Here is a 4,410-nt window from a genome sequence, read left to right as displayed (position 1 = left end):
AGACGGTGCAGCGCCGCTTCACCGGCACGCGCGACATCCGCCTGATGCTGGTCGGCGTCGATCAGGCCTATTCGACCGCGACCGTGCAGGCCGGGATCACCGACCTGCTGCGCGAGCGCCGCACCATAACCGCGGGCAAGGACGACGATTTCAACATCTTCGACACCAAGCAGATCAGCGACACGCTATCGAGCACCACGACGCTGCTCACCCGCATCGTGACTGCGGTCGCCGGGATCAGTCTGGTCGTCGGCGGGATCGGCATCATGAACATCATGCTGGTCTCGGTGACCGAACGGACGCGCGAAATCGGCATCCGCCTCGCGATCGGCGCGGTCGCGAGCGAGGTCCTGCTGCAATTCCTGGTCGAGGCGGTGGTGCTGTCGATGCTGGGCGGCGTGATCGGACTGCTGCTGGCGCAGCTCGCGATCGGTGCGCTCTCAGCACTGGGCGGTCTGCCCTACCTGTTCGTGCCCGAGATCAACGCGATCGCGTTCGGCATCTCGGCGGTGATCGGCGTCGTGTTCGGTTATTTTCCGGCACGTCGTGCGGCGGCGCTCAACCCGATCGACGCGCTCAGACACGAGTAACGACGGGCCGGCAGCATGCCGGCCCGCGCATTCCGCTTATTCCAGTTCCAGGATCACCTGGTCGACCTGCAGGCTCTCGCCCGCGGCGGCGTTGACGGTCTTCACCACCGCCGACTTTTCCGCGCGCAGGATGTTTTCCATCTTCATCGCCTCGACCACCGCCAGCGCCTGCCCAGCCTCGACGCGGTCGCCTTCGCGTACGTCCAGCCGCACGAGCAGCCCCGGCATCGGCGCGATCAGGAACTTCGACAGGTCGGGCGGTACCTTCTCGATCAGGTGCTGCGCATAATCGGCAACGTGCGCTGGCAGCACCCGCACCTTGTGCGTCGCGCCGCGCGCATTGAGCGTGAAGCCGGTGCGCGTGCGCTTCAGCTTGACCGATAGCGGCGCGTCGCCACCGACCCGCGCGATGCGTCTACCGGCATCGTAGTCGACGCCGCCCGGCAGCGGCGTGCCGTCGACGCTGACCTGATCGTCACCGACGTGGACGCGGTGATCGCTCTTGCCGACGCGCACCACCCAGTCGGTCGGCGCATCGAGCTGGTTTCCCAATTGCCCGTCGATCTGCCGCGCGCGGTCGGCTTCCGCGGTCGCCGCGAACCCCGCTGTCGCCGCGAGTGCGCGAACCACCTCGTCACCCGCCGGCGCGCCGTGGAAGCCGTCGGGATATTCCTCCGCGATGAACCCGGTCGTGATCGCGCCCGAGCGGAAGCGCGGGTGCTGCATCAGCGCGGACAGGAAATCGAGGTTGGTGCCTGGGCCCTCGATCTCGAACGCGTCGAGTGCAGCGATCTGCTTGTCGATCGCCTCATCGCGCGTCGGCGCCCAGGTGACCAGCTTCGCGATCATGGGGTCGTAGAACATGCTGACCTCGCCACCCTCACGCACGCCGTCGTCGACGCGCACGCCCGGCGCGCCCTCGTCGTCGCCGAACGGTGCCTGGCGCTGATCGGCCGCGGGGGTGCGATAGCGCACCAGTCGACCAATCGACGGCAGGAAACCGCGATATGGGTCCTCGGCGTAGACGCGGTTCTCGACCGACCAGCCGTTGATCTTGACGTCGCCCTGCCCGAACGACAGCGGCTCGCCCGCCGCAACGCGGATCATCTGCTCAACCAGATCGAGCCCCGTGATCTCCTCCGTCACGGGGTGCTCGACCTGCAGCCGGGTGTTCATCTCAAGAAAGTAGAAGCCCTGCCCCGTCGTGTCCGCGCCCGAGACGATCAGCTCGACCGTGCCCGCGCTATAGTAACCGACCGCCTTGGCGAGCGCGACCGCCTGCTCGCCCATCGCGCGGCGCATGTCGGGACTGACGAACGGCGACGGTGCTTCCTCGACCACCTTCTGGTGGCGACGCTGGACCGAGCATTCGCGCTCGTTGAGATACACGACGTTGCCGTGCTGGTCGCCCAGCACCTGGATCTCGATATGGCGCGGGCTTTCGATGAACTTCTCGATGAACACGCGGTCGTCGCCGAACGACGCCAGCCCCTCGCGCTTGGTCGCCTCGAAGCCTTCGCGTACGTCCTGCTCGCTGTACGCCAGCCGCATGCCCTTGCCGCCGCCGCCCGCCGACGCCTTCATCATGACGGGATAGCCGATGTCCCCCGCGATGCGGACGGCATCGTCGGTATCGGCGATCTCGCCCAGGAAGCCGGGCACGACGTTGACGCCGGCTTCCTTTGCCAGCTTCTTCGACTCGATCTTGTCGCCCATTGCGGCGATTGCGTTCGGCGGCGGGCCGACGAAGGCAATGCCCGCCTCGGCGCAGGCGCGCGCGAAGCTCTCGCGCTCGGACAGGAAACCGTAGCCCGGATGGATGCAGTCCGCGCCCGTTTCCTTGGCGGCGAGCAGGATCAAGTCGGCCTTGAGGTAACTCTCGGCGGCGGGCGCCGGCCCGAGCCGCACCGCCTCGTCCGCCATCAGCACGTGCGGGCTGAGCGCGTCGGCGTCCGAATAGACCGCGACGGTCGCGATCCCCATTTTTTTCGCGGTCCGGAACACCCGGCAAGCGATCTCGCCACGGTTGGCGACCAGTATCTTCTTGAACACTATTCCGGCTTCCTCGTCCCCAAGAGTTCGACTTCAGGCAACGTCGCTGCCGCCTCGTTTCCGGCGGAGTCGCGCAATCCGACGATCGTCATACCGCCGTGCACCAGTTCGGCTTGCACCAGCACGCGCGGATGCCGTTGACCATCGTCATCGCGCCACCAGACATATTGCGGGACCTTGAGGTCGCTCACGCTGCTGGCGCCATCAGTTGAGAAGATCGCGTTGCCGCTGGAGAAATCCGCCTGAGTAGCAGGTCGTCCGGCAACGAACCCGGTCGTCGGCAGCGCGGGCCAGTCTTCTCGCACATCCGTCATTGCCGACACACTCCAAACGACGGTCGCCGCCAATACAAAGCGAGTGACGAAGCGGATCACTCCGCCGCTTCCATCACCCGGCATTCCGCCGACATCGGACGCAGCCCGAGCTTGTCGAACAGCGCCGCGTCGCGGTCGTCACCTGCGTTGGCGGCAGTGAGCAGCTTGTCGCCGGTGAAGATCGAGTTCGCGCCCGCCATGAAACAGAGCGCCTGCGTCGCCTCGGACATGCTCTCACGCCCGGCCGACAGCCGCACCATACTGTCCGGCATGGTGATGCGCGCGACCGCAACGGTGCGGACGAACTCGATGTCGTCGATCTTGGCCATCGGCGTGTCGGCGAGCATGTCGCCCAGCACCGTGCCCTTCACCGGCACCAGCGCGTTGATCGGCACGCTGCCGGGATGTTCGGGCAGGGTCGCCAGCGCGTGGACGAAACCGACGCGGTCTTGCCTCGTCTCGCCCATGCCGACGATCCCGCCGCAGCAGACGTTGATGCCAGCGTCGCGGACATGCGCCAGCGTGTCGAGCCGCTCGTCGAAGGTGCGCGTGGTGATGACCTCGCCGTAACGCTCGGGCGAAGTGTCGATGTTGTGGTTGTAGTAATCGAGCCCGGCCTCACCCAGCATCGCGGCCTGACCGGGCGTCAGCATGCCGAGCGTCATGCACGTCTCCAGCCCCATCGCGCGCACGCCGCGCACCATCTCCAGCACCGCGGGCATGTCGCGGTCCTTGGGGTTGCGCCACGCCGCGCCCATGCAGAAACGCGTCGAACCGGCGTCCTTCGCCTGTGCGGCGGATTGCAGAACGGCGCGCACATCCATCAGCTTGGTCGCCTTGACCCCGCTGTCGGCAACCACCGACTGCGAGCAATAGGCGCAATCCTCCGGGCAACCGCCGGTTTTGATCGACAAGAGCGTCGACAGCTGCACCGCGCCGGCGTCGTGATGTGCGCGGTGCACCTCGGCGGCACGAAAGACGAGTTCGGTGAATGGCAGATCGAACAACGCGCTGATCTCTTCGCGTGTCCAATCGGTTCGGGACATGGCAGCCTCGATCATTTGTGCGCGAACACCGACTGCAGCAGCCGCAACTCCGCGGTGCGCGCGCGTGTCATGCGCGTCAGGCAGACGCGGTTCGACAACCCCTGCGCCGATCCGCCACGATATTCGTAGGAGAACGCGCGACAGTTCGCGTCGCGATAGGCGAGCCACGCGCGCTGGCTGTTAAGCAGCGCCTGCGCGTAGGTCGGCCCGGCTCGCTCCGCCGGCGGCAGATCGGACGGCTTGGTGCCGCGGTCGAGCTGCTGCATCCGCGTCATCACGCTGCGATAGGTCGCGTTCAGCTGCGCGTCGGCGGCGTGATAGTCGCTGGCGGACTGCGCCGCGGCGGGGATGGCGAGCATAGCGCCCGCAACCAGAATCAGTGTCTTCATTCCGCTGCCTCGCTTTCAG

5 protein-coding genes are annotated in these 4,410 nt (G+C 66.8%); 1 reads left to right on the top strand and 4 read right to left on the bottom strand.

All coding sequences use genetic code 11. The features are described 5' to 3' along the window. Positions 1-590: FtsX-like permease family protein (locus tag QZ847_RS16705; protein ID WP_294358782.1), on the top strand; the 590-nt coding region annotated here is incomplete at its 5' end. Between the two features lie 36 nt (positions 591-626). On the opposite strand, the gene QZ847_RS16700 is transcribed toward QZ847_RS16705, so the two are convergent. From QZ847_RS16700 to QZ847_RS16685, 4 genes are read right to left on the bottom strand one after another with little or no spacing between them, the layout of a single operon-like run. After that, positions 627-2,645 (bottom strand): acetyl/propionyl/methylcrotonyl-CoA carboxylase subunit alpha, encoded by a 2,019-nt coding sequence (locus QZ847_RS16700; protein ID WP_294358784.1) that lies wholly within the window; start codon positions 2,643-2,645, stop codon positions 627-629. After that, a complete protein-coding gene (locus tag QZ847_RS16695; protein WP_294358779.1) occupies positions 2,642-3,016 on the bottom strand; it encodes a hypothetical protein in 375 nt (124 codons plus the stop codon). Before QZ847_RS16695 ends, QZ847_RS16700 begins: the two co-directional genes overlap by 4 nt. Next, positions 3,013-4,002, bottom strand: a complete 990-nt coding sequence (gene bioB, locus QZ847_RS16690) for a biotin synthase BioB (protein WP_294358774.1) — start codon at positions 4,000-4,002, stop codon at positions 3,013-3,015. Before bioB ends, QZ847_RS16695 begins: the two co-directional genes overlap by 4 nt. Positions 4,003-4,013: 11 nt before the next feature. After that, positions 4,014-4,391, bottom strand: coding sequence for a lysozyme inhibitor LprI family protein (locus QZ847_RS16685; RefSeq protein WP_294358772.1), 378 nt, complete (start codon positions 4,389-4,391; stop codon positions 4,014-4,016). Between the last annotated feature and the right edge of the window lie 19 nt (positions 4,392-4,410).

Origin of the sequence: uncultured Sphingomonas sp. (genome assembly GCF_913778135.1) — a bacterium.
Lineage (GTDB): Bacteria > Pseudomonadota > Alphaproteobacteria > Sphingomonadales > Sphingomonadaceae > Sphingomonas.
This window is presented reverse-complemented; position numbering and strand designations above follow the sequence as displayed.